We start from the raw sequence: 22,554 nt of genomic DNA on the forward strand, positions 1-22,554 counted from the left end.
CGGATGTCGAAGGCCTTTCGCCCGCGCGGCGTGCGGCCCTGGCGGTGACCGAGAAGACGCCGTTGGGCGAGGAGGCACCGGCCTGGCTGATTGCCAGCCTGCCGGCCCGCAGCCCGGGAGATGTACCGGTGTCGGTCATTCAGTACCTGCGCGGTGTCGGTACGGACCTCACCCTGCTGGTAGCGGAAAATGGCCTGTTTGCGATCAGCGGGGTGTCATTGCTCTGCGCCCAGCCCGAGCAGGATCGACGCCATTGCTTCGAAGGCCTTGGCGACGTGACGGGGAGCATCGGCACGGAGGAGGGGCACTTGTCCATCGGTCACCAGTGGCTGGCGTTTCTGCACCGCGCAGCGCAGCGCCACAGTGGGCCGGTGGACTTGGCGCGGGCGTCCTGCCTGGTGCACCTGGCCACGGTCGACCTGGGTCGGACAACCGCGATGCTCGAAGCGGCCGACTTCGCCCTGGACCACGTGCCCGGCCTGGGGCTGCTCGCCCAGTCAAAGGTCGCGCCGTCGATCTGTCTTGTAATCGACACGGGATTGTCCCCTGCCTGGCATCAGGCGCAACTGCTGGCGCGCCGCCGATAAATACGCCGCGCCACAGCTGCCGATGGTCCCGGCCAGCCGGGCAAGTACCTCGGATCACCATGCTAGTATTCTGGCGTTTTGACTGAATCGCAGGACGCGCGAGTTATCAAGGAGATGTATGTCAAAAGCAATCGAGCTGTGTGATGTCAGCAAGGTATACGAAGTGTACCGAGCCAGTGACGGCCATTCACGCAGCCTGCTCCGGTATTTTCGGCGTGAGAAAGAGTTCATCCCCGCGGTCAGGGATGTCTCCTTTTCGATCGACGCGGGTGAGGTGGTCGGGTTTCTCGGCGGCAATGGCGCGGGCAAGACCACGACCCTGAAAATGCTCTCGGGCATCGTCCGGCCCAGCAGCGGGCATCTCTCGGTCCTGGGACATGAACCCTTCAAGAGACGGCCGGAGTTCCTCAAGTCGATCACCCTGGTCATGGGGCAAAAGCAGCAACTGACCTGGGACTTGCCGGCGCTGGAGTCTTTCCACCTGCACGGTGCCCTCTACGACATACCGCCTGCCGAATGCCGGCGCCGGATCGATGAACTGTGCGAGTTGCTGTCGGCCGGCGACATCGCCCGCCGCCCGGTCAGGAAGCTGTCCCTGGGCGAGCGGATGAAATGCGAGCTCATCCTGTCGTTGCTGCATCGCCCGAGCATTCTGTTTCTCGACGAGCCCACCATCGGCCTGGACCTGGAAATGCAGGTCGCGATCCGCAAATTCCTCGTCGACTACAACAAGGCGTTCGGGGCGACGATCATCCTGACCTCGCACTACATGGCGGACATCGAGGCGCTGGCCAACCGGGTCATCGTCCTGGACCGTGGCCAGGTGGTGTTCGACGGCGGCCGGCAGGCGCTGGTGAAGGCCCATGTTTCCGAGCGCCGGGTGTGCCTGCGTTTCTCCTCGGCGGTCAGCGACGAATCCCTGCGCCCCTATGGCGAGCTGATCCGGCTGGACAACGAAGGCGCCGAACTGTTGGTGCCCGAGGAGCAGGTCGCCAAGACCGTGGCACAGCTGCTGGCGAGCTTCCCGGTGACGGACATCTCGATCCAGAGCCCGTCCCTCGAGCAGGCGTTCCCCCGCCTGTTGCTGCCAAGGGAGCACGCCTGATGGTCGCCCTGGCTTCGTTGCCCGGCATTGCCGGGCGCCTGATCCGCACGAGCGTGCTGGTGACCGTGATCTACCGGGCGCAGCTGTTCGTGTGGCTGATCAGCGGCGTCGCGCCGTTGTTCATGATGCTGATCTGGTGGGAGCTTTCCCGGGACCAGGTGATTGGTGGGTACGCTGCAAGCGATTTCGTGGCGTATTTCCTGGGCATCTATCTGGTCAGGCAACTGACCGCGGTCTGGGTCATCTTCGTGCTGAACGACGAGATACGCCACGGCACCTTGTCGGGCCGCCTGCTCAAGCCGGTCGCGCCGTTCTGGTTCCATGTGGCCGAACATCTGGGGCAGATGCTGGTGCGCGCGCCGATCGTGGTGACGGTGTTTTGCATCGGCGCCTCCCTGTTCGACATTGACCTGCCGAGCATCGCCAGGCAGCTGCCGTTTTTCCTGGTCTCGCTGGTCCTGGCCTGGATCATCATTTTCCATATCTATTACTGCGTCGGCCTGCTGGCGTTCTGGATGGCCAACTCCGTGGCGCTGGATGCCCTGGTCTGGTCGATGTACACCGTTCTGGGCGGCACGCTCATTCCCGTCGACCTGTTCCCCGAGGCGACCCGCTCCATCGTCGCGCTGCTGCCATTCGCCTCGGCTCTGGATTTTCCCGTCAAGGTGCTGATCGGTAAGGCCGCGGGCATCGAGCTGCTGTACGGTTTCGTGGCCCAGCTGTTCTGGGTGCTGGTGCTGGTGGCGTTGCGCCGGGGCCTGTGGCGCCAGGGCCTGAAGCGCTTTTCCGGAGCCGGCATATGAGCCTGAGAACCTTGAAAGTCCTGCTGGCCCTGATCAGGCATTCGATGCTCGCGGAACTGGAGTTTCGCGCCAATGCCATCACCAATGCGGTGAATACGGTGGTCGGCATGCTCCTGGCGCTGTACTTCCTCGATGCCATGTTCGCCGAAGTCGGCAGCCTGGGCGGCTGGAACCTCCACCAGGTGTTGGCGCTGTTCGGCGTGGCGCTGATCCTCGAGGGCCTGCTGGAGGTCTGGCTGTTTCCCAGCCTGCACGCGTTGTCGGAGAAGGTGCGCACCGGTGACCTGGATTACCTGCTGGTGCGTCCGGTCGACAGTCAGTTCCTGGTGTCCTGTTCGAAGATCAGCCTCTGGGAACTGCCCCGGGTACTGATCGGCCTTGCCGTGGTGCTGTACGCCATGTACAGCGAAGGCGCGCTGGGTGCAGGCAACCTCGCAGCGTTCCTCGGGCTGATGGCCGCGGGGGTGGCGATTTTCTACTCGGTGTTCCTGATCACCTGCACCTTGTCGATCTGGTTCGTGAAGATCGGCGATGTCTGGATCATCAGCTATACGCTGATGGAAATCGCACGGTTTCCGGTATCGGCCTTTCCGCAGACGATCCGCACGATACTGACCTTCCTCGTCCCGGTGTATTTCGTTTCCAACGTCCCGGTTACCGGGGCCATGGGCATGGTCGGATGGCCGCAGGTACTCGGCGCGATTCTGTTCGCTGTCGCCTTCCTGTGCCTGTCCAGGGTGTTCTGGCTGTTTGCCCTGAGGTCCTACAGCAGCGCTAGCAGCTAGTGCTTCAAGGTGCCGCGCCGGATGCCGCGCGGCGATAGTGATCGACCCACAGGGAAGTTTTTCGATGAGCACTTATTCCGGGCCCGTTCTCGACGCGCACGTGCATACCGAGTTCGCCGCGGCGGGCAGCCTGCAAGCGTTCCAGGCGTTGCAATCACGCTTCAATATCGTCGCCTCGGTGACCGACTCCCGTGCCCCCGCCTGCGGCGACCAGGCGTTGCGGGAACTGGGGGTGGGCAGGTGCGCGGTCATCGCCCAGCCTGAATGGTGCTCCGAGTCGCTGGCACAGGGGCTGGCCGACGGCGTCTACCTGGCGATCAAGATCAACCTCGGGTTCATGCATGTGTACGCCGACGACCCTCGGCTTCGGGAGCTGTACGCCCTGGCGCGCCAGTTCGATGTCCCGGTGCTGTTCCACAGCGGCGACACCGGCTGGCATCGCTCCAAGCTCAAGTATGCCCATCCGCTGAGCCTGGACGAGGTCATAGTCGAGCATCCCGAGGTGAACTTCCTCCTGGTGCACAGCGGCAATCCCTGGTTCACCGATGCCGCGGTGCTCGCGGCGAAGAATCACAATGTCTGGCTCGACCTCAGTTCGATCATCGAGGGCCCGTTGAGCGATGTCTCCGAGGCCACGCTGGACAGGCTGCTGATCGAGCCGATCCGCTGGATGCTCGACTACACCGGCAAGCCGGACAGGTTGGTCTTCGGCTCGGGTTGGCCCGCTGTCGATTACCCGGGTTATTTCGCCGCGTGCGCCAGGGCGATTGCGCCGCAGTACCACCGGCAGGTGTTCTTCGACAATGGCGCCCGGTTGTTCAAGCATTTTTCCAGGGAGCAGGGGGCCTAGATGCGCCGGTCACTGCCAAAAAAGGCCAAGTCCAAGCCCGGGGGCGCGCCGTCCTTGCGTGGCTACCTCAGGCACAAGGCCCATGCCGCGGCACTCGCCGACAACTGCCGGACCCTGTCCGGCGCGCTTTTCGCCGGGCGTGGGGCAGGGGAGCCCGGAGGGGCGCGGGCATCCCTGTGGATTGCCGGGAAGGCACGGGGGATGGGGCTCAAGGCCTGGCACGGCCGCAGAAGCCTTTTTCAGTCCGTGGCGCTTGGTTCCGCTACTCCGCGGGGCGGGCAGGTGACCATCCAGGGCGACGGTTGGCAGCCCGACCCGCTGCACGATGGTGAGTTGCTGATTCGTTCCCAGCAGGCCCGCGTCGTGTTCGACAACGCGCCTCTGGTCTTCGTCGGCTACGGCATAGTCGCGCCGCAATACCAGTGGGACGATTACGCCGGGCTCGATGTCGTCGGCAAGGTGGTGGTGGCGCTGCCCAACGATCCCGGGCGCAACAGCCCGGGAGGCGAGCGCTTCCAGGGTGAGCGGATGACCTACTACGGCCGCTGGGAATACAAGTTCGAGGAGGCCGCTCGACAAGGCGCCGCGGGCGTGATCATCGTCCACACCGATGAGCTGTTCGGCAGCGCCTTCCATCTGGTACGGGACGAGATGCGCCGGCCGTTTCGGTTTCTTCCGGGCGCGGTGCGCAGTGGCCTGGAATTCGAGGGGATCTGCAGCGAACGTTTCGGCCGGCAGTTGTTGTCCAGGGCCGGTGTCGAGCTCGATGCCTTCCTGGCCGACCCATGGCCGATGGCCAGACGCGCGCCCTGGCTCGACGTCCGCTTGCAGCTGCGCCTGGGTTTCGAGATCAAGATCGGCCATTGCCGGAATGTGCTGGGCATGCACAAAGGCGCGCTTTTCCCCCGGCAATGCGTATTGCTGTGCGCGCACTGGGATCATCTCGGCAGGACCCCGGACAGCAGCCAGCCCCGTGGCTACTACCCCGGCGCAGTTGACAACGCGGTCGGTGTCTCTGTGTTGCTCGAACTGTCCAGGCGGCTGGCGAACGCGGGCCCGCTACGCCGCACCGTGCTCTTTGCCTGGACCACCGCGGAGGAGGTGGGCATGCTCGGTTCCGCCCAGGTCGCCCGGTTGATCGACGAGACCGGCCTTGATGTGGTCGCGGCGCTCAACGTTGATGGCTTCGTGCCAATCGGCAGGACCCGCGACCTGAGCCTGGTGGACGGTGATCAATCCGAGCTGCCCAGTGCGTTCATGCGGGCCGGCAAGCAACTGAACCGGCAAATCAGTCTCGATGACGCGCCCGCCGCCGGCTACTTCTACCGATCCGACCAGGCGAGCTTCGCCAAGATCGACATCCCCGCGGTCCAGGTCAGTACCGGCAGCGACCTGATCAGCGGGGGCGTGGAGGAAGGCCTGAAACGGCATGACTTCTACGACTCGAACCTGTATCACAGCACGTCCGATGCGTTCGACAGGTACTGGGACTTCACCAGCCTCTGCGCCGACATCGACGTGCTTCATGAAACGCTGCTCCTGCTGGCCGACTCGTCATGGCGTCCCGCACTGCGCTCGCCGGCTATCCGGACCAGACTCCAGGGACAGGCAGATCCGGCTGATGGCCCGCGACGTTATCCAGATCAAGGCGGCCGAAAATCGTCGCCATGTTCATGAAACACAGGCTTCATCGTCGCGCTGCTGGCCTGCCGGTTGCCTTCGATGCAGTGGCCGAGGGTTTCGATGATCGCTTGGTACTCTTGGATATGACTCAGCCGAGCCGCATCGACAGTTCCACGTCGTCGCTGAAGGGCACGGACAGATAGCCGCTGCCGGGCGAACGGACCCGGGCCAGGTAGTCCGGGCAGTAGTCCGTGTTGTCGGCGACGATCAGCGCGCCCGGGCGCAGGCGGCTTTCGACCAGGGCCAGGATATCGGCATACAGCGCCTTGGCGCCGTCGAGCAGGAGCAGGTCGATGGATTCCGGAAGGTCGACCGCCAGGGTCTTCAGCGCGTCGCCCTCGCGGATCTCCACCAGGTCAGCCAGGCCGCCTTCGAGCAGGTGCTGGCGTGCCCGTTGCACCTTGGACGCCTCGAACTCGCTGCCGATCAGGCGGCCGCCGCCGTTGTCGCGGAGGGCCGCGGCCAGGTGCAGGGTCGAAATGCCGAACGAGGTGCCGAATTCGACGATGTGCCGGGCCCGGGTGCTGCGCGCCAGCATGTACAGCAGCCCGCCGGTGTCGCGTGAAACCGGCAGCCAGAGGTCTTTCAGGCGGCCATAGAAATCCAGGTATTCGGTCTTGCTGTGCATCAGGCGCTCGCGTTCTTCGCGGGAGATGCCGGCGACGGCCGGGCTGGTTGCCGTATGGGCCTGGTCGAACAGGCGATTGAGCAAGGGCGCGAGCGGGGAAGTAGTCAGTGTGCTGGTCATGGGGGTATCCCTTCCAAAATTGACGCCTGGCGGCGCGTGGCTAAAATGCGATCAATTCGTCGCATTTAGAGGATATGAGCAAGTGACCCCACCCGCTATTCGCATTGGCTCCGGCCCCGTGGGGCCGTCATGAGCAATCGCCGGACCCCGCAGGTTTCCTCGCGAAAAGCCCCTAAACAGGCGCGCTCGACGGAGCTGGTCGCGGCGATCCTGGAAGCCGCTACTCAGGTTTTGGCCAGGGAAGGCGCGCAGCGTTTCACCACCGCGCGGGTGGCCGAGAAGGCCGGCGTCAGCATCGGTTCGCTGTACCAATACTTCCCGAACAAGGCGGCGATCCTGTTCCGGTTGCAAAGCGATGAGTGGCAACAGACCACGCAGATGCTGCGCAGCATCCTCGAAGACCTTGGCAAAGCCCCGCTGGAACGGTTGCGCGTGCTGGTCCGGGTGTTTATCCAGTCCGAGTGCGAGGAAGCCAGGATGCGCGTGGCGCTCAACGACGCCGCGCCGCTGTATCGCCACGCCCCCGAAGCGCAGGCCGTGAAGGCGCAAGGAGAGAGGATCTTCCAGGCTTTCATGGAAGAGGCGCTGCCCGACGCACCGCAGGCAACCCGCGCCCTGGCTGCCGACTTGATCACCACCACGCTCAGCAGCGTAGGCAAGGAGTTTTCAGAAACCCCGCGCAGCGCCGCAGAGATCCAGACCTACGCCGACGCCATGGCAGACATGTTCTGCGCCTACCTCACGCAAGTGGCGCGCGGTGCTGGCTGACCGGTACAGGCCGCGAGGTTGCCGGGCGCCCTGGGCGGCGTTCGATGCCGGCCAGGCGCGCGGGGCAGGCCTTCTGAAAAGGCGTTTTATTCAGCCGTCAGCACCTCGGGCGAAACCACCCATACGCTGCAAGGCATCTTGTACAGCAACTGCTCTGTCGTGCTGCCGATCAGGCGCCCCAGGCCGCCACGATGACCGACCCTGCCCATGACAATCACGTCGACGCCATAGGCGTCTGCGTAGCTGGTCAGGACCTTGGCCGGGTTGCCCATGATCATGTGCTGGCGTTCCGCTGGAATGCCGTTGCGTTCGGCCAGTTCGTTGAAGGCGGCGCCCTGTGCGTCGAACAGGGTCTTGACTTTGCTGGACGAGAAAAACGTCGAGCTCTGGTCGAAGTTGAATTCGTCCGCGTCGATGGAAGACAGGTCATGGGCATAGATCACGTCGAGTTCGGCGTTACAGGCGCTGGCCAGTTTCGAGGCTTCATGCAGTATCCGGTCGTTGAAGTCCTGGTACTGACCATCGCGATGGAACGGGTCGACCGCTGCGACGATCTTGCGTGGCAACGCATGCTGTAGATGGCTGACAAAATGCAGGGGCACCGGGCACTCGCGCAGCAGGTGGATATCCAGGGGGGTGAAGAACACCCGCGACAGCCGCGATTGATGCTCCAGGGCCTTGATCAGCAGGGCCATGGGCTGTTCCTTGAGGTGCGTCAGGATCTCCTGCAGCGGGTTTTGCACCCACACCACTTCAGTGGTGACGGTGACACCCAGTTTGCGCATCGGGCGGGCCTGTTCTTCAAGCCATTGACGATGGCGCTCGACGTAGCCCAGGCGCATCTGCTCCAGGGCCTGTTCGTTGACCAGGCTGGCCGTGGCCAGACCCTCCAGGTAATCGAAGGCGACGATGTGCAGGGCTGCATCTTCGGCCCTGGCCAGCGCGGCGGCCCGATCGAAGGCCGGACTGTTCTCCATCAGTGGCGAGGCGACCAGCATGAAACGTGCTTGCTCGGACATGACAAATCTCCCGTGGGTAGTTGCAGGTATCGGCAACGATGCGTCTTCGGTCGTGAAACCTTGCCCCGATCCTGCCTCTGGCCGGTGGCGCGCGCTTGATCTGTATCAACCCGTCCGGTCGTGGAGCAGGCCGGCAGACGTGTGGTTGGGCGCAAAGGGCTCCATCGATGAATTGTTGATCATGATCAACCCCAGGGCCTTCCTTCCGGCGCAGCCTGAACGTCTTGCTGGACTCTAGAGCGGGCACCGGACCGGAGAATCGTCATGGCCACCATGAAAGCGGCAATTTTCGTTGAAAAGAACCGGATCGTGCTCGATGAAAAGCCGATCCCCGAAGTGGGCCCGCTGGATGCCCTGGTGCGTATCACCACGACGACGATCTGCGGCACCGATGTGCACATCCTGCGTGGCGAGTACCCGGTGGCCAAGGGCCTGACCATCGGTCATGAACCGGTGGGCATCATCGAGCGGCTGGGCTCGCAGGTGCGCGGTTTTACCGAGGGGCAGCGGGTGATTGCCGGGGCCATCACGCCCAGCGGGCAAAGCTATGCTTGCCTATGCGGTTGCGCCTCCCAGGACGGCCCGGACACCCGCCATGGTTTTCGCGCCATCGGTGGCTGGAAGTTCGGCAACATCATCGACGGTTGCCAGGCCGAGTACGTATTGGTACCGGATGCCCTGGCCAACTTGTGCCCGATCCCCGACGGCCTCAGCGACGAACAGGTGCTGATGTGCCCCGATATCATGTCCACCGGGTTTTCCGGGGCCGAACGTGGCGAGGTCAATATCGGCGACACCGTCGCGGTATTCGCCCTGGGCCCGATCGGCCTCTGCGCGGTGGCCGGTGCGCGGCTCAAAGGCGCCAGCCAGATCATCGGCGTGGATGCCGTGGCCGAGCGCATGACGGTGGCCAAACGCTTGGGGGCGACCCAGGTGGTCAACTTCAGGGACGGCAACGTGGTCGAGCAGATCATGGCGCTCACCGATGGCCGTGGCGTCGACGTGGCCATCGAAGCCCTGGGCACCCAGGGCACCTTTGAGTCCGCCTTGCGCGTGCTGCGGCCCGGCGGGCGGTTGTCCAGCCTCGGCGTGTATTCCAGCGACCTGCACATCCCGCTCGACGCCTTCGCCGCCGGGCTGGGCGACTACAGCATCGTCAGCACCCTGTGCCCCGGCGGCAAGGAACGCATGCGTCGCTTGATGGCAGTGGTGCAAAGCGGCGGGGTCGACCTGTCGCCGCTGGTGACCCACCGCTTCAGGCTCGACGATATCGAAGCCGCCTATGAGCTGTTCGCTCACCAGCGGGACGGGGTCATGAAGGTCGCGATTACCCCGTGATACCGGGGCGGTTGACGTTCGTGCTTGCGCGGAGGTGATCGATGATCATCGACATTACAGAAAAACCGGCAGGCCACGGCTGGGTGGTGCACATGGATGCCCTGGAAGTGGACTTCGACAGCCTGGAAGCCGCAACGACCTTCGTCGGTCAACTCAGGGCGCGCATCGATGCGCCGCATGCCTGGCCGGCCAGCCCTGGCCAGACGAGGGATGCCCCTCGGGCCGCCGGCAACCGATCCGCCCCGACGACCAGCAAGGGAGCCTGCCCAGGCCTGGTGAAGTGACCCTCGTGGCCAGGGCGGCAGGTTCATCCGGATGGAGGTTCTATGAGTGCGACCCTTGGCCTGGAGGGCGCGGCGGCTGCGCTGGGCATCGGCCTGCTTATCGGCCTGGAGCGCGAGCGGCACAAGGGGCGAGGAGACAGCCGTGCCTGTGCCGGGTTGCGCACATTCGCCATTACCGCGCTGCTGGGGTACGTGGCCATGCAGGTCGGTGGTGGCCTGCTGCTGGGGATCATGGCGATCTGCCTGGCCATGCTGGTCACCGTGGCGTATTGGCGAAGCCTGGGCAGCGACCCGGGCGTGACCAGCGAAGTGGCGTTGCTCACGGTACTGGCGCTGGGGGCGATGTGCGGTACGGCGCCGGAACTGGCGATTGCCATTGGCGTGGTGATGGGCGGGCTGCTGGCCTATCGACAAAAGTTGCATCACTTCGCCCGCAGCCAACTGAGCGAAGCGGAAATGCGCGACGGCCTGGTACTGCTGATCGCCGCGCTGGTGGTGTTGCCGCTGGCGCCGGATCGTTACATCGGGCCTTATGCCGCGATCAATTTGCGCACCATCTGCACCCTGACCGTGTTGCTGATGGCCGTGGGCGCGATAGGCCATATCGCCGTCCGTAACCTGGGCACGCGTTACGGTTATGCGATCAGTGCCATCGCCTCGGGGTTCGCCTCCAGCACGGTGACCATCGCCGCCATGGGGCATATCGCTGCCAAGGAACCGGACAGCATCAAGGTCCTGGGCGCGGCGGCGTTGCTCTCCAACCTGGCCACCCTGACCCAGGTGGGCCTGATCCTCGGCGCGGTCGATACCGGTCTGCTGGGGCCTATGTGGGGGCCGCTGTTCGCCGGTGCGGCCGCCACGGCATTGTATGGCCTGTGCCTGATGTTTCCCGCACCCGCCCAGGGCACCCGCCAGCCGATCAAGGTCGGCGGCGCGTTCAACCTCAAGCTGGCCTTGCTCGTCACGCTGGCCATGACCGCTATTACTTTCCTGTCGTCGGTGATGTTGAGCCACTTTGGCGAAGTAGGGGTGATGGTCACGGCGACCCTCAGCGGTTTCGCCGACGCCCATTCCTCGACGGCGTCGATAGCCTCCCTGGCCAAATCCGGCCAGTTGCCGTTCCAGGCCATCGCCACGCCGGTGCTGATCGTGGTCAGCAGCAATTCCCTGAGCAAATGCCTGGTGGCCTGGGTCAGCGGCGGGCACCGCTTCGCCGCTTATGTCATTCCCGGCCAGGTACTGCTGACGTTGGCGATGTGGGCCGGTATCTGGTTGTACTGAAGCCTGTCGCTTCGGGTAGCTGACAAAGATCAAGTCACCCGGTCCTGAAACCTTCAATCTGCAATTCCAGCCAGGTTTTTTAGACGACCGCGTGCCGAGGTGCCTTATGTCACAGACTCAGCGTTTACTGCTCATTGCCCCGCCAGCCATGAACCGGACGCCGGCGTTCGACCGCGCCGCGGCGCTGGCTCGGGCGATGCAATTGCCCTTGCATATCGTGGCCTTCGATTATCTGCAGGCGCTGGCGGTGGCCGGCCTGTTCGCGCCCGAACAGATCGCCCAGGCCCGGGACGGGTACCTGCAAAACCATCGGCAATGGCTTGACGAGCAAGCTCGCTCGATGAGCGAACAGGGCATCGAGGTCACCAGCGAAGTGGTCTGGGTGCACCGCCCGTTCGAAGAAATCCTGCACTTGGTCAATGAGATGCCCCTGGCCCTGATCGTCAAGGATGCCGAAGAAGAACCGGCCTTGAAGCGCGTGTTCTTCACCCCGCTGGATTGGCAACTGCTACGGGATTGTCCGGTGCCGGTGCACCTGGTGACCAATGCCTTCAACCCGCGGCCACGCAATGTGCTGGCCATCGTCGATGTGCTGCGCAGCGACGAGCAGGACAAGGTGTTCAACGACCAGATTATCGACGCCGCGGCGAAGCTGGCCGGGCAGTGTGCCGCCGGACTCGAGCTGGTGCATGTGTATGACTGGGCCGCGGTGTATGCCCAGGACATGGGGGTTGGTGTGCTGCCGTTGAGCACCGGGATCTACGAAGTGTTGGGCGAGGCGCAATTCGAGGCATTCGCGGCACTGGCCGAACGCCATGGCGTGCCGCCGGAGCGTCGCCACTTCATCGAGGGTACGCCGCTGTCGTGCATCTGTGATTTCGCGATTGCCCACCGCACTGACGTCATTGTCCTGGGAACCGTGCAGCACAAGGGATTGAAAAAACTCTTGGGCAGCACCGCCGAGCAACTTTTGCATCGGACACCTTGCAGTGTGCTGGCAATAAAACCGGACAAGAGGCTGTAATCGAGGGTGAGTCGCCCCTGGCGGACCGCTGGCCGGCACGCCAGGGGCGGCGGTTTTACAGATGGAGGCGATGGATGACCTGGCGGCTGTCGTCGGGATCGTGACTGCGTTCGAAACCCAGGGCCTTGGCCAGGTCGCGCATGGGCGCATTGCTGGCGGCGTCGATCGAATACATCTGGCGAAAGCCGTTCTGGCGGGCCGCCTTGATCAGGTGCTCCATCAACAAGGTGCCCAGGCCCAGCTGCGTCCATTCGTCGGCGACGGTCACCGCGCATTCGCATTCGTGCTCGCCCGTGGCGGCGTAGCGGCTGATGCCGATCTCGATCAGTTGTCCGTTATCGTGAGCCAGCGCGACGTAGGCCATGCGCTGCTTGCCGTCGGTGTTCATCAACTGATCGAGCAAGGCGCCACTGGGGTCGCTGATCTGGGCAAGAAAGCGCATGTGCCTGGATTCGGGAGACAGGCGCTTGATAAAGGCGTACTCCCGCTCGCGGTCCTTTTCCGCCAGTGGCCGGATCAGCACATGACGGCCGTCCCTCAGCGCTTCGATCCAGTGTTCTCCGGGGACCGCGGCGTAGACGCCGGCGGCCCGTTCGTTGTGGTCTTTGACAGTGAGCATGATGGGGTTCTCCATACGGCCGCAGGGGCGTGTGCGGCAGGGCGCACACGCGGTTTGTTCGGTTTTATTTACCCTGCTGACAGCACGCGGATCTGATCTGGATCAGACACAGGCGACAGGCCTCGTTCATTGATCGGCACCTGATGTAAATCAAACCGCGCATCGGGGGACAAGGCGCACTCTTGGCGCATGCCGGCCTGTTCGACCGGTGCCTGAGCGAGGTGTGTGATGGGGCATTACCAACATTTGCTGCTGATCGCCGATCCAACCCTGCATCAGTCGCCTGCCTCGCTGCGGGCGGTTGCGCTGGCCAAGGCCAGCGGGGCTGCGCTGCATGTACGCGCCTTCGCCGAGCCAGCGCCGGTCGTGCGCTTGTGGGAAGAGAAGATCGACGAGGCGGGTTATCAGCGTTATATGCGGCGCCATCGCCGCTGGGTGGCCGAAGAGACCCAGCGGCTCGGCGACCTGGGGCTGGAGGCGACCGTCGACGTGCTGTTCACCACCCATCCGCTGCTGGACATCCTGAAGACGGTCGAGGAGCTCGGCCCCGACCTGCTGATCAAGGACGCCAGCCTGGAACCGCTGCTCAAGCGGGTGTTCATCACGCCGCTCGATTGTCATTTGCTGCGTGAGTGCCCGGTCCCCGTGCACCTGGTCAATCAGGCCCGCTACGGGTTGCCGCACCGGGTCGTGGCGGCGGTGGATCCATTCGATCCATCGACACAGATCAGCGGCCTGAACGACACCATCATCCAGACGGCCAATGCCCTGGCCCTGCAATGCGATGCGCCGCTGCACCTGCTGTATGCCTATGACCTGTCGCCGGCGTTCAATGGCGATGCACCGCTGGTCAGCGGTGGCTGGGGCATGGACGTCGTTGAAGAGCTGCGTGAGTCCCTGCACCAGGCGTTTGTCACCCTGGCGGAGCGCTACGCCATCCCGCCGGAGCGCCGGCACTTCGTCCCGGGCCCGCCGGTGCCGGCGATCGGTGACTTCGTCGAGCAGTACCTGGCCGATGTGGTGGTGATGGGGACTGTGCATCGGCTGGGGATCGACCGCTTGATCGGCAGCAATACCGAGCGGGCGCTGTATTCGGTGCCGGGCAGTATCCTGGCGGTCAGGTGAACGGCTCGGGCGTCACGGGGTGAGCACGATCGCACCGTTGAACTGACCGGCCCGCAGATGCTCCAGTGCCTGGTTGGCATCGTCCAGGGCGAAGCAGGTGACGTCGCAGTGAACCGGGGTGTGCTGCAATTCTGCGAAGAACGCGATGCCGTCTTCGCGGGTCAGGTTGGCCACCGAGCGCACGCTGCGTTCGCCCCAGAGCAGTCGATAAGGGAATGCCGGGATGTCGCTCATGTGGATGCCGGCGCAGACCACGCAGCCGCCCTTGGCCGTGACGGCCAGCGCCAGCGGCACCAGCGGGCCGACGGGGGCGAAGATCAGGCTGGCGTCGAGCGGGTGCGGCGGGGGCTGGTCCGAGGGGCCGGCCCAGCTGGCCCCCAGCGATCGGGCATAGTCCTGGCCCGCGTGGTCATCGGGTCGGGTGAAGGCATACACCTGCTGCCCACGGCCCAGCGCCACCTGGATTGCCAGGTGCGCTGCCGCGCCGAAACCGTAGAGGCCCAGGTGCCGTGCGTTGCCAGCCATGCGCAAGGCGCGAAAACCGATCAGCCCGGCACACAGCAACGGTGCGGCCTGGGTGGCCGAGAGCGCTTGGGGAAGCGGCAGGCAGAAACGGGCGTCGGCGAGGGTGTAGTCGGCGTAGCCGCCGTCCAGGTGACAGCCGGTAAATTGCGCCTGGTCGCACAGGTTTTCCCGGCCCGTGCGGCAGAACTCGCATTCGCCGCAGGTCCAGCCGAGCCAGGGCACGCCCACCCGCTGGCCGATCCAGTCCGGCGCGACGTCGGCACCCACCGCGGTCACCTGGCCAACGATTTCGTGGCCCGGCACCCGTGGCAGCACGGCCTGGGGCAACTCGCCATCGACCAGGTGCAGGTCGGTGCGGCAGACGCCGCAGGCCAGGACTTTGATCAGCAGTTGCTGGGGACCGGGTGTCGGGACCGGGCGTTCTTCCCGGCGCAGCGGCTCGCCGGGGATATGCAGGACCATGGCGCGCATGATGGTTTTCCACGCTTCCAGGGATCAGCGCGGGGCTGAACGGTGGCAACCTGCGACCAATTGCTTGAGCCCCTCCATGTTCAGGACCTTGACTTCCCGGCCGGAAATTTCCACCAGCCCCTGGTCCCGCAGGTGCGCGATGCCCCGGCAGATGGTTTCCAGCCTCAGCCCCAGGTAGGAGCCGATCTCCTCGCGGCGCATCTTCAGGATGAAGTCCCTGGACGAGTAGCCACGCTGGCTCAGGCGTTGCGACAGGTTCAGCAGGAAGGCCGCCAGGCGTTCGTCGGAGTTCATGTTGCCCAGCATCATCAGCATGTCGTGATCGCGCACGATCTCGCGGCTGAGGATCCGGTTCAGGTTGTGCTGCAGCGACGGCAGCTCCAGGGCGAGTTTTTCCAGGTGGGCAAAATGGATAGGGCAGACTTCGCTGTCTTCGAGGGCCAGCGCGTTACAGGTGTGCATGTCGCTGCTGATGGCGTCCAGGCCAAGCATTTCGCCCGGCATCTGGAAGCCGGTGACCTGCTCGCGCCCATCGAGTGAAAGCACGCTGGTCTTGAACGAGCCGATACGCACGGCATACAGCGAGCGCAATGGATCGCCGGCGCGATAGAGGGCGGCGCCTTTCCTGACCTTGAACCGTTGCACGATCAGGGTGTCCAGGCGCTCGATTTCGTGCCCGGTCAGACCAAGCGGCAGGCACAGCTCCAGGACGCTGCAGTTGGCACAGGCAGTCTTGAGATGATGGTTCGGGTGCGTCCGGGCGTCCGGCATGCCATAAGACCCCTCTATCGGTTGGTAAAGCATAGTCCTTGAACCTCGCTAGGGCGGGCCGTCCGGCTGCTGGCAAAAAGCAGGCGACGAGTGGAAGGGCCTGGTCAAGACGGCGTCGATGGAACGATGGCTTATTCAGCTTCAATGGCTTCATCGGTGCTTGATGTAAATCAAGTCCTGAGCGTTCCAGGCTCCCAGAATCGATGCATGTCGATCGGTGGGCCGGGCCCTGGCGGAGAACTTCATGAGCGGTTTCCTGAGTGCGGAACAACTGGAGACGCTGGATGCCTACTGGCGGGCCTCCAATTACCTGGCGGTCGGGCAGATCTACCTCAAGGACAACCCGCTGCTGAGGACGCCGCTGGCCCTGGCTCATATCAAGCCGCGGCTACTGGGGCACTGGGGCACCACGCCGGGGCTCAACCTCATCTACACGCACCTCAACCGGCTGATCAACCAGTACGACCTGAACATGATCTTTGTCGCCGGCCCCGGTCATGGCGGGCCGGCTGTCGTGGCCCAGACCTACCTGGAAGGCACCTACACCGAGCTCAATCCGGAGGTGGGGCGCAACGCCAGCGGCCTGAGCCGCCTGTTCAGGCAGTTTTCCTGGCCATACGGGATCTCCAGCCACGTTTCGGCGCAGATTCCAGGGTCGATCCATGAAGGCGGCGAGCTGGGTTATAGCCTGGCCCATGCCTACGGCGCCGCCTTCGATAATCCGGACCTGATCGTGGCCTGTGTCATCGGCGATGGCGAGGCGGAAACGGCAACGCTGGCGGCCAGCTGGCATTCCAACAAGTTCCTCAACCCGGCGCGCGACGGCGCGGTGTTGCCGATCCTGCACCTCAATGGCCACAAGATCGCCAATCCGGCGCTGCTCTCCAGGATCAGCGAGGACGAGCTGTCGGCCCTGATGTATGGCTATGGCTACGACCCGTATTTCGTCGAAGGCGATGACCCGATGGAGGTGCACCAGGCGCTGGCCAGGACACTGGACACGGTGCTGCAGGAAATTCGCGAGATCCAGCGCATCGCCCGCCGCAATACCCAGGACCAGGCTCCGGAGCGGCCTCTGTGGCCCATGCTGGTGTTACGCACCCCCAAGGGCTGGACCGGGCCGAAATTCGTCGACGGCCATCGGGTCGAGGGCACCTGCCGTGCGCATCAGGTGCCCCTGGCCGATTTCCAGCAGCCGCTGCACCTGCGCCAGCTCGAGGAGTGGCTCAACAGCTACCGTCCCGACGAGCTGTTCGATGCCAACGGTGCCTTGCTGCCCGAGCTTGCCGCACTGGCGCCCACCGGACACCGGCGCATGAGCGCCAACCCCCATGCCAATGGCGGCGTGTTGTTGCGGTCGCTGGATCTGCCACGGTTCGCCGACTACGCCGTGCCGCTCGCGGCGCCGGGCTGCCTGCGGGCAGAGGCCACCCGCGTGCTGGGCAGGTTCTTGCGCGACGTGATGAAAAACAGTCTGCTGTCGCGTAACTTTCGCCTGTTCGGCCCGGATGAAACGGCCTCGAACCGGCTGGACGCGGTCTATGAGGTCAGTGCCAAGGCCTGGATGGATCCACAAGAGCCCGATGACAGCCACCTGGCGGCTGACGGTCGGGTGATGGAAATCCTCAGCGAACAGGTCTGTGAAGGCTGGCTCGAGGGCTACCTGCTGACGGGGCGGCACGGCCTGCTGTCCTGCTACGAGGCGTTCATTCATATCGTCGATTCGATGGTCAATCAGCACGCCAAATGGCTGAAAACCGCCGCCGAGGTGCCGTGGCGCAAACCCGTGGCCTCGCTCAACTATCTGCTGACTTCCCATGTCTGGCGCCAGGACCACAACGGCTTCTCGCACCAGGACCCGGGGTTCATCGACCTGCTGGCGAACAAAAAGGCCGATATCGCGCGAATCTATCTGCCACCCGACGCCAATTGCCTGTTGTCGGTAGCCGATCACTGCTTGCGCAGCCGCAACTACATCAACGTCATCGTGGCCGGCAAGCAACCGGAGTGGCAGTGGCTGGATATCGATGCGGCCATCCGCCATTGCCAGGCCGGGATCGGTCGATGGGACTGGGCCAGCCGGGATGACCAGGACCCCGACGTGGTGATGGCCTGCGCCGGCGATGTGCCGACCCTGGAGACCCTGGCCGCCGTGACCCTGCTGCGCGAGTACGTTCCGGACCTGCGGGTGAGGGTGGTGAATGTCGTCGACCTGATGGTGCTGCAGCCCTCATACCAGCACCCCCATGGTTTGCCGGACAGCGCCTTCGAGCAGCTGTTTACCCTCGACCAGCCGGTGATCTTCGCGTTCCACGGTTACCCGGCGCTGATCCACAGGTTGCTGTACAAGCGAAACAATCCCGAGCGTTTCCATGTGCGTGGTTTCAAGGAGGAGGGCGCGACCACCACCCCGTTCGACATGGCGGTGATCAACAACCTGGATCGTTACCAGCTGGCGCTGGACGTGATCGAGCGGGTACCCCGGCTGCATGGTCAGTTGCAGCTGGCGCGGTCGCGCTACTGGTCGACCCTGGAAAAACACAAGCTCTACCTCATCGAACACGGTCAGGACATGCCCGAGGTGCTGAACTGGCAATGGACGCCCGCGACCGGTACTTGAGTGTCAGAGCGCGCTCAGCCGCTGCGAAGCCTGGGCCGGCACCAACGGCCGGAGCGGTGGAAATTCCTCGGGAGTCAGGGTCTCCTTTTCCAGCAGCAGGCGGGCTCCGGCATCCAGGTCGTTCCGGCGGTTCTGGAGCAGGGTCTTGGCCTTGTCATAGGCTTCATCGAGCAAGGTGCGGATGGCCAGGTCAATTTCCCGGGCGGTTTGTTCCGAATAGTCTCTCTCGCCACCTCGCGGCAGGCGTTCGCCCAAATAGCTTGCAGGTTGCCGTTCGAGTACCGACTGGCCGAGGGTCGAGTCCATGCCGAACCGAGTGATCAACTGGCGGGCAATATCGGTGGCGTGCCCCAGGTCGTCAGCGGCGCCGGTGGATATCTGGCCATAGGCAAGGAACTCGGCGGCGCGTCCGGCCATCAGCACGACAATCCGGTCCTTGAGCATCTGGCAACTGATCAGGAAGTGGTCCTCGGTCGGTCGCTGCAAGGTATAGCCCAGAGAACCGGCGGCGCGCGGGATGATCGACACCTTGTGGACCGGGTCCATGGCCGGCAGGCTGCTGGCGGCCAGGGCATGCCCCATCTCGTGATAGGCCACCACCTTGCGTTCGTCGGGGTGCAGCAGGCTGCTCTTGCGTTCGATCCCCGCGACAAGGCGCTCCACCGCCGAGGTGAAGTCGTCGAGGTGGACCGACTCGGCGCCGCGGCGGGTGGCCACGATGGCGGCTTCGTTGACCAGGTTGGCCAGGTCGGCACCCGTGAAACCGGTGGTGATGTCGGCGATACGCTGGCAATCGAGGTCCGCTGCCGCGGTAATTTTTTTCAGGTGGACCTTGAGAATCGCCTCTCGGCCTTTGCGATCGGGGCGATCGATCAGCAACTGCCGGTCGAACCGGCCCGCCCGTAACAGTGCCGGGTCCAGAATCTCGGGACGATTGGTCGCGGCCAGCAGGACGACGCCTTCGCGGGGATCGAATCCGTCCAGCTCGGCCAGAAGCTGGTTGAGCGTCTGTTCTTTTTCGTCATTGCCACCGAACGCGCCGATACCCCGCATCTTGCCCAGGGCATCGAGCTCATCGATGAAAATAATGCAGGGTGCGGCCTGCCTGGCCTGCTCGAACAGATCACGCACTCGGGCGGCGCCGACGCCAACGAACATTTCGACGAATTCGGAGCCTGAGATCGAGAAAAACGGTACCCCGGCTTCCCCGGCGATGGCCTTGGCCACCAGGGTCTTGCCTGTACCCGGTGGACCGACCAGTAACGTCCCCTTGGGAATATGCGCCCCAAGGCGCGCGTACCTGGCCTTGTCCTTGAGGAACGAGACGATCTCCACCAGTTCGGCCCTGGCTTCATCGATGCCCGCGACATCGGCGAAGGTCACCCCGGTATCGCGCTCCACGAACACTTTGGCCCGGGACTTGCCAATGCTCATCAATCCACCCAGGCCCTGTTTTTCCGCCAGCCCGCGAAACAGGAAGTGCCAGACCGCCATGATGAGGACAAAAGGTAGCAACCACCCCAGCAGGTTGCTCATCAGGGTGTTTTCATTGATGCCTCTGAATCCGACAGTCGATCGGGCAAGATCCGCCGCCAGCGCCGGTTCGACCCGCACCGTCGAGAACCGGTCGCGCCCATCGATGGGGGGCTGCAGTTTGCCGCTGATCCGATCCTTCTCAATCCGCAAATCGCTGACCTTCTGCTCGTTCAGCAGTTGCAGAAACTGGCTGTAAGGAATGTCCTGCACGGCATGACGATCGAAAAAGAGAAACTGAGCGAGGGCGACCATGGCCAACGCGATCACGAAGTAGGACAGGTTCCATTGGTGACTTTTGTTCATGGCCTTGGCTCACGGAGAGGGCATGGGGGCCGGACAGGCCGCCTATCACCCGGGGAAGCCGTGGGCGCCCCGGGTGATCGATTCAGGCAATCAGCAAATGATCGTCTACCTTCCTTACTCCCGGCACCGACCAGGCAGCTCGTTCGGCTATCTGCCGTTCGCGCCACAAATGGACCTTGCCTTCAAGCTTTACCACATCGCCGTCGACCTTGATGTGAATGGCCTTGGCATCGATTTCCGCATTGCGCTTGAGGGCGTCCTCGATACGCTGCCGGATATCGCCGGCATCCACTCGCGGACAAAGGGTGAGCTGGTTGTCCACGCCCACCACGCCAGACAATTTACGTACCGCCCGCTCCGCGGTTTCTTTCTGGTACTGCCAGTCGACTTCGCCTTCGAGGGTGATCCAGCCGTTCTGTACCATGATCTTGATGTCTCCTTCAGGTACGTCTGAACTCCAGTTGAGGATGTTCAAGGCTCGGTTGGCAATGGTGTCGTCCGCCGTGCCGGCGCCTTTTTCCAGCCTGACCTGGATTTCCTCGGCCAGCGCACGCACTCCCTTGATGCCTTTTACCGCACGTTCGGCACTGATTTTCTGGGCGTAGCTGTTGACGTGGCCAGTGAGCGTGACCACACCGTTCTCCACTGTCACACCGATGTTGGCGGCATCGATATCGGGCTGGAACTCCAGCTCCTCCAGAATGAATTTACGCAGATTCAGGTCGCTCATGATGGTGTCCTTTGGCTGATGCGTTGGTTGTCCGGGTCATAAACCGGCCTCTCTGGTTTTTTTACGCCTGAGCGACGCTGTGACATTGAGCTAAATCAACAAGGCTTCGCTGACGCCACCCGCTGATCGCTAGCCGGTATTAGTTGATAAAGATCAGAGGCTCGGCTCGATAACGCCCGATACTCGAAGCACAGCCTGAAGCTATCCAGTCGTAATCGACTGAGGGGGAAACCATGGATAAGCACTTGCCCGTTGTACTGCTGGGCATCGTGTTGGCGACGACGGCCGGTTGCAGTCAGCGACATGCCCAGGAAATCGACGCGCGCCTGGAGTCCGCGGAAAACAACGCCGCGACGGCGAGGCTCAGGGCCGATGAAGCTTATTTGAAAGCGGAACGGGCAGAGGCAACGGCCAGCCAGGCGCAACGGACCGCGGATGAGGCGAATGAACGTGCTCGTCGGATGCTCGATAAGGCGACCCGCAAGTAATGAATGATTTTTGAACGATGCTCCCGGCAGGAAGCCGGGCTGGCAGCTACACGGGTAAAGCGTTTCCAGGACGAGGTGTGTGATGTTGAAAATACAACGTTTACTGCTCATTGCACCGACGGAGATGATTCGCACCCCCGCATTCGAGCGGGCGCAGGCGCTGGCCAACGCAACAGGTGCGATGTTGCATATTGTCGCGTTCGATTACGTCAACGCACTGGCGGTGGCCGGCCTGTTCGACCACGACGCGATGACCCAGGCCCGGGAAGGTTACCTGCAGGTGCACCGCCACTGGCTCGAGCAACAGGCCAGGCTTGAGCGATGCAAAGGAGGGCAGGTGACCACTGAAGTGGTCTGGGCCAGGTTGAGCCCGGCCCACGTGCTTGAATACGTGAACGACTTCTACCCGGACCTGGTGATCAAGGATATGCAGCCGGTGCCGGCACTCGACCGGGTGTTCCATCGGCCTCTGGACTGGTTGTTGCTGCGTGACTGTCCCGCCCCCTTGCACCTGGTCATCCGTGCGGAAAACCCCAGGCCGTTGAAGATCCTCGCCGCCATCGACCTGTCCCACCTCGAAGCACTGACCCAAGGGCTCAACGAACGGATTCTCGACCTGGCCTCGACGCTGGCAACGTCCTGCGGCGCGACCGTGCACCTGCTCAATGTCAGCAACTGGTCGGTGGTGGGCGACACGGTGACGAGTGTGCCGACCTCGAGCCTGGACGACAGCCTGCGGGATGCGGTCAACGATGCCCAGCAAGAGGCCTTCGATCTGCTCGCCGAGCGCTATGGGGTCGAGCAGAAACACCGACATCAGCTGGCTGGCATCCCCCATCAGGTGATCGGCCATTTCGCCCGCCGGAACGTGTTCGACATGGTCGTGCTGGGCACGGCCTGCCGCCACGGCGTCGAGGTTTTCGTCGGCAGTACCGCCGAGAACCTGCTGCACCATCCCCCCTGCAGCCTGATGCTGGTCAAGCCGCCCGCCGAGGCCGGCTGAAATGACCGCGGGCACAGCCACGGTTGATAAAAATCAACGGTCGCCAGGGCGAAAGGAGCGATCAATAGCGTTCCCATGAAGGTTCAAG

22 protein-coding genes are annotated in these 22,554 nt (G+C 63.7%); 15 read left to right on the forward strand and 7 right to left on the reverse strand.

The genetic code is table 11. The annotated features are described in order from the left end of the window. The 6 genes from J4D28_RS28595 to J4D28_RS28620 all read left to right on the forward strand — a co-directional run. Positions 1-587, forward strand: a 587-nt coding sequence (locus J4D28_RS28595; protein ID WP_207246503.1) for a hypothetical protein, incomplete at its 5' end; no start/stop codon positions are given. Between the two features lie 118 nt (positions 588-705). Further along, positions 706-1,692, forward strand: a complete 987-nt coding sequence (locus J4D28_RS28600) for an ATP-binding cassette domain-containing protein (RefSeq protein WP_016702952.1) — start codon at positions 706-708, stop codon at positions 1,690-1,692. After that, on the forward strand, positions 1,692-2,495 hold the full coding sequence (locus J4D28_RS28605; RefSeq protein WP_016702953.1) for an ABC-2 family transporter protein: 804 nt from the start codon (positions 1,692-1,694) through the stop codon (positions 2,493-2,495). The genes J4D28_RS28600 and J4D28_RS28605 overlap by 1 nt, the downstream gene beginning before the upstream one ends. Continuing rightward, positions 2,492-3,280, forward strand: coding sequence for an ABC transporter permease (locus tag J4D28_RS28610; RefSeq protein WP_016702954.1), 789 nt, complete (start codon positions 2,492-2,494; stop codon positions 3,278-3,280). The genes J4D28_RS28605 and J4D28_RS28610 overlap by 4 nt, the downstream gene beginning before the upstream one ends. A gap of 64 nt (positions 3,281-3,344) precedes the next feature. Continuing rightward, the gene (locus tag J4D28_RS28615; RefSeq protein ID WP_016702955.1) at positions 3,345-4,130 is read left to right on the forward strand and encodes an amidohydrolase family protein; all 786 of its coding nucleotides are present in this window, start codon (positions 3,345-3,347) and stop codon (positions 4,128-4,130) included. Continuing rightward, positions 4,131-5,807, forward strand: a complete 1,677-nt coding sequence (locus tag J4D28_RS28620) for a M28 family peptidase (protein WP_080577947.1) — start codon at positions 4,131-4,133, stop codon at positions 5,805-5,807. It begins immediately after the preceding gene. A gap of 94 nt (positions 5,808-5,901) precedes the next feature. Here the strand turns inward: J4D28_RS28620 and J4D28_RS28625 are convergent, their stop codons facing one another. Next, on the reverse strand, positions 5,902-6,561 hold the full coding sequence (locus J4D28_RS28625) for an O-methyltransferase (protein WP_053269050.1): 660 nt from the start codon (positions 6,559-6,561) through the stop codon (positions 5,902-5,904). 129 nt (positions 6,562-6,690) lie between these two features. Between J4D28_RS28625 and J4D28_RS28630 the strand changes: the two genes are divergently transcribed. Then, positions 6,691-7,329: a TetR family transcriptional regulator gene (locus J4D28_RS28630; RefSeq protein ID WP_103331818.1), complete on the forward strand. Its 639-nt coding sequence runs from the start codon at positions 6,691-6,693 to the stop codon at positions 7,327-7,329. A gap of 86 nt (positions 7,330-7,415) precedes the next feature. On the opposite strand, the gene J4D28_RS28635 is transcribed toward J4D28_RS28630, so the two are convergent. After that, complete coding sequence (locus J4D28_RS28635) at positions 7,416-8,348, reverse strand: universal stress protein (protein ID WP_016702959.1); 933 nt, start codon at positions 8,346-8,348, stop codon at positions 7,416-7,418. 264 nt (positions 8,349-8,612) lie between these two features. Between J4D28_RS28635 and J4D28_RS28640 the strand changes: the two genes are divergently transcribed. From J4D28_RS28640 to J4D28_RS28655, 4 genes are all read left to right on the forward strand, one after another. Continuing rightward, positions 8,613-9,686 (forward strand): NAD(P)-dependent alcohol dehydrogenase, encoded by a 1,074-nt coding sequence (locus tag J4D28_RS28640; protein ID WP_016702960.1) that lies wholly within the window; start codon positions 8,613-8,615, stop codon positions 9,684-9,686. A gap of 41 nt (positions 9,687-9,727) precedes the next feature. Continuing rightward, entirely contained in the window at positions 9,728-9,970 is a 243-nt protein-coding gene (locus tag J4D28_RS28645; protein WP_103331817.1) for a hypothetical protein, read from the forward strand. A gap of 42 nt (positions 9,971-10,012) precedes the next feature. Then, positions 10,013-11,251, forward strand: a complete 1,239-nt coding sequence (locus J4D28_RS28650; protein WP_016702962.1) for a DUF4010 domain-containing protein — start codon at positions 10,013-10,015, stop codon at positions 11,249-11,251. Between the two features lie 106 nt (positions 11,252-11,357). Further along, positions 11,358-12,275, forward strand: a complete 918-nt coding sequence (locus J4D28_RS28655; protein ID WP_103331816.1) for a universal stress protein — start codon at positions 11,358-11,360, stop codon at positions 12,273-12,275. A gap of 55 nt (positions 12,276-12,330) precedes the next feature. Here the strand turns inward: J4D28_RS28655 and J4D28_RS28660 are convergent, their stop codons facing one another. Beyond that, positions 12,331-12,894 (reverse strand): GNAT family N-acetyltransferase, encoded by a 564-nt coding sequence (locus J4D28_RS28660; RefSeq protein ID WP_009049007.1) that lies wholly within the window; start codon positions 12,892-12,894, stop codon positions 12,331-12,333. 228 nt (positions 12,895-13,122) lie between these two features. On the opposite strand from J4D28_RS28660, the gene J4D28_RS28665 reads away from it, so the two are divergent. Further along, positions 13,123-14,019, forward strand: coding sequence for a universal stress protein (locus tag J4D28_RS28665; RefSeq protein WP_009049008.1), 897 nt, complete (start codon positions 13,123-13,125; stop codon positions 14,017-14,019). Positions 14,020-14,031: 12 nt separating this feature from the next. On the opposite strand, the gene J4D28_RS28670 is transcribed toward J4D28_RS28665, so the two are convergent. Both J4D28_RS28670 and fnr read right to left on the reverse strand, forming a co-directional pair. Then, the gene (locus J4D28_RS28670) at positions 14,032-15,015 is read right to left on the reverse strand and encodes a zinc-dependent alcohol dehydrogenase family protein (protein ID WP_103331815.1); all 984 of its coding nucleotides are present in this window, start codon (positions 15,013-15,015) and stop codon (positions 14,032-14,034) included. 24 nt (positions 15,016-15,039) lie between these two features. Beyond that, positions 15,040-15,786, reverse strand: a complete 747-nt coding sequence (fnr, locus tag J4D28_RS28675; protein ID WP_009049010.1) for a fumarate/nitrate reduction transcriptional regulator Fnr — start codon at positions 15,784-15,786, stop codon at positions 15,040-15,042. Between the two features lie 244 nt (positions 15,787-16,030). Here fnr and J4D28_RS28680 point away from each other — a divergent pair, with 244 nt between their 5' ends. Next, on the forward strand, positions 16,031-18,406 hold the full coding sequence (locus tag J4D28_RS28680) for a phosphoketolase (protein ID WP_103331814.1): 2,376 nt from the start codon (positions 16,031-16,033) through the stop codon (positions 18,404-18,406). Positions 18,407-18,409: 3 nt separating this feature from the next. Here the strand turns inward: J4D28_RS28680 and ftsH are convergent, their stop codons facing one another. Next, the gene (gene ftsH, locus J4D28_RS28685) at positions 18,410-20,245 is read right to left on the reverse strand and encodes an ATP-dependent zinc metalloprotease FtsH (protein ID WP_103331813.1); all 1,836 of its coding nucleotides are present in this window, start codon (positions 20,243-20,245) and stop codon (positions 18,410-18,412) included. A gap of 82 nt (positions 20,246-20,327) precedes the next feature. After that, the gene (locus tag J4D28_RS28690) at positions 20,328-20,975 is read right to left on the reverse strand and encodes a BON domain-containing protein (RefSeq protein ID WP_103331812.1); all 648 of its coding nucleotides are present in this window, start codon (positions 20,973-20,975) and stop codon (positions 20,328-20,330) included. Positions 20,976-21,208: 233 nt separating this feature from the next. Here J4D28_RS28690 and J4D28_RS28695 point away from each other — a divergent pair, with 233 nt between their 5' ends. Continuing rightward, on the forward strand, positions 21,209-21,463 hold the full coding sequence (locus J4D28_RS28695) for an Lpp/OprI family alanine-zipper lipoprotein (RefSeq protein WP_016702971.1): 255 nt from the start codon (positions 21,209-21,211) through the stop codon (positions 21,461-21,463). An 82-nt stretch (positions 21,464-21,545) separates the two neighbouring features. Next, positions 21,546-22,466, forward strand: coding sequence for a universal stress protein (locus J4D28_RS28700; RefSeq protein ID WP_028683964.1), 921 nt, complete (start codon positions 21,546-21,548; stop codon positions 22,464-22,466). Positions 22,467-22,554: the final 88 nt, after the last annotated feature.

The organism is Pseudomonas sp. GW531-T4 (genome assembly GCF_017349615.1).
In the GTDB taxonomy this organism is placed as follows: domain Bacteria; phylum Pseudomonadota; class Gammaproteobacteria; order Pseudomonadales; family Pseudomonadaceae; genus Aquipseudomonas; species Aquipseudomonas chlororaphis_I.